At 59.7% G+C, this 625-nt stretch carries 1 protein-coding gene; it reads left to right on the forward strand.

All coding sequences use genetic code 11. The annotated features are described in order from the left end of the window. The coding region (locus BK660_RS31375) for a tyrosine/phenylalanine carboxypeptidase domain-containing protein (protein WP_123436446.1) at window positions 1-625 on the forward strand (625 nt) is incomplete at both ends.

Below are 625 nucleotides of genomic sequence, written 5' to 3' on the forward strand. Positions count from 1 at the left end.
GGCAAGGAAATGCCGGCGGTGGATCGCGACTATTACCTCAATCGGCCGCTGAGTTTCGATTCGAGCAAGGTCAAACTGGAATTCCAGAATATCGAGCGCGACATCACCCGCCAGCTCGGTCAGTTCAACCCGGTCGGGCAGATCATGCGGCGCATGTGCAAGGAATACCGCATGGTGGTGCGCATGCTCGAAGCGCGCGGCACCGAGGATTTCGGCCTGATCTCGCAAGAGCTGTACGGCGCTGCGTCCGATGCGTTCCACGCCGGTGACCCGACGCTGGCTGACCTCGGCCTGATGATGTCCGACTACCTGAACAACATCGATGGCCGTGGCGACTTGAAGGATGAGCCGAAAATCCTTACCGCCAAAGACGCGGTGCACTTGCTGCAGACCCGTTTGAACAAAGTCTTCGGTGAGGCCGAGGAAACCATTCGCGTGTTCGAGTCCGACGGCATTGTTGCTGACGCCGCAGCGGGCGCCGACTACATCAAGATCCGCACCGACGCGATGTTCAACGATCGCGATGTGCGCGCGCTGGAGGTTCACGAAGGTCTGGTGCATGTCGGCACCACACTCAACGGTCTCAATCAGCCGATCTGCACCTTCCTGTCCAAAGGCCCACCGT

The sequence above is a fragment of the Pseudomonas brassicacearum genome, assembly GCF_003732265.1.
Taxonomy (GTDB): domain Bacteria; phylum Pseudomonadota; class Gammaproteobacteria; order Pseudomonadales; family Pseudomonadaceae; genus Aquipseudomonas; species Aquipseudomonas brassicacearum_D.